Below are 1993 nucleotides of genomic sequence, written 5' to 3'. Positions count from 1 at the left end.
TAAAGCTATTCAACATCACAGCAGAAAAATATGCCCATTCTGACTTAGACGATTCAAGCCGCTACTCCTCAGAACCAGTACAGAATGAAGTATCTAGTGCAAAGCAAATCAAAATTTTTCTGAGCGATGGGACCGTAATTAGGCAGTATGCCTCAGAGCGCTTATGGGGAAGCTACCGAGGCCACTCAGTTGCACCATACTTACTACAGTCGGCACTTATGGCGCTCGAGAACTGGCTAATTGAACTGGCTGAACACGCTGAGTCCTCAGAGCATCTGGAGTGGATTTTTCACCATATTTTGTGTAACAGCAATTCAGTGATGCCAACCGCTGTGCTGGCATCGGTCGCCACCGGTTTTCCCGATAAGCTTGGCCGAGCCGCACTTCCTCTTCTAAAAGTTCCTGAACTCTACGAGCTTGATCTGAGGCGCAGTGTGCGCGAGATGGGAGGTCACGAGGCAAACTGGTTCGATATGTCTTACGATCCGCTTCGAAAGCTATACGCCGAAGAAAGGCGAGAGGCAGCCTTACGACCTTGGCGCAAAGAAGATTTAGAAATGCTCATTAAACGTTTGCAGTTCTCAGAGCTGCGGGATGAAGCTTTAAAAACCATAGACGAACTTCGCACCAAAGCTCCCCAAGAGACCTCCTGGCGTTTTCGATTCCATAGAATTGATAGTCGAAATTGGGAAGCTGAGGCGGATAGTGAAAACAACCGAATACTTTTCAAGCCGAAAACCTTAGAGCCTGACTTAGAAGAGAGGCAGAAGCAAACTCAAGAGGAAACAGGACTAAACAGTCGGTTCATACGGTTGGGCTTGTGGTCGGCAAAAACCTTTAATAGAGAATCGCTGGACACCGAATACTTCTCAAGCTGGCAAGACGCACTTGCTGAAACGAAAAGCCTATGTGCTCTGCTGAGCGAAGCAGATACAGATCATTTAGCACGAATGCACTACAGCGGTATTGTCAAAGCGGTTGCCGTGTTCCTACGCGATCATGCATTTGGATTAAGCAGAGAAGATGCTTCTTGGTGTGCTGAAATCGTCAATCAGACGATCCAAACGGCTAAGGACTCTGAAGACGTTACCGATAGAGCAGATAAAGTAGACTTCAATGGTTTTGCAGCAGCAGCTTCAGTTCTTCCAATTTTACTCGACTTTTCTAATGACGCAGATCACGCTCGCGCCGTCAAAACACAGATAGTCGCTGCCTTTACTCACGAAAGCGCAACTGTTCGTGTGGGAATAGCAAACGGCATCAGGGAGCATTTATGGCCGCGAGATCAAGACCTTGCTCAGAGGTGTCTATTAAAGAGTCTTGAATTTGCACGGTTGTTTCGAGAATTAGTCCAGAAGCAAAATTATTCTCGGTGGGCTGTAACCCCAGACAAAGCCGAGCTGTACGCAAAAGAGGAAGCGAACGCACTTTTTGCTTTTCGTGAGCGGTTTGTGGGCGATGAAACATCACCCAGCGGTGAGAAGGTTAGCGAAATCCGATTTCGCTCTTACGATGTAGGCTGCCTGTTCAATGCTTGCTTGATGATTCCAAACGGCTCGTTAGAACCTACTCATCAGGAAATCCTTTTACACATGCTCACCTTGTTCTTCGAAAACGAAAAAGTTAGAGAGCAACGTCCCTCTGATAGAGATAAAGATGACGAAGTCTATTACGAATTTCCCCTGTTCATGTCACAAAGATTTGCTGACTATTTAATTGACGTACCTGAATCAGAGATGTCATTCATCATAGAAAAGCTGAAAGAAGGTTGCGATTCTGCCCCCGGTTTTATTGACTACTTATTGACAAACATCGCTGTCCGAGCAGAGCGAACTGATCGCAAAGAACTCTACTGGAGAATTTGGGGCTGGCTTTCCAAAAAGGTCCAAGGGATTGCTCAAGAAATCACTCATTACGATGCACGTGTAAACCAGGATGACAGACGCAAGCTAGTACGTGGCATGCTACACGCCGATTTGGAATGGCAAAAGAT

1 pseudogene is annotated in these 1993 nt (G+C 46.5%); it reads left to right on the top strand.

What is annotated here, in order from left to right:
• Positions 1-218: 218 nt before the first annotated feature.
• Positions 219-1993: pseudogene (locus AC2VE5_RS26190) on the top strand (ATP-binding protein); the annotation flags it as partial.

The sequence above is a fragment of the Aliterella sp. E5.1 genome (assembly GCF_057473825.1).
This window is presented reverse-complemented; position numbering and strand designations above follow the sequence as displayed.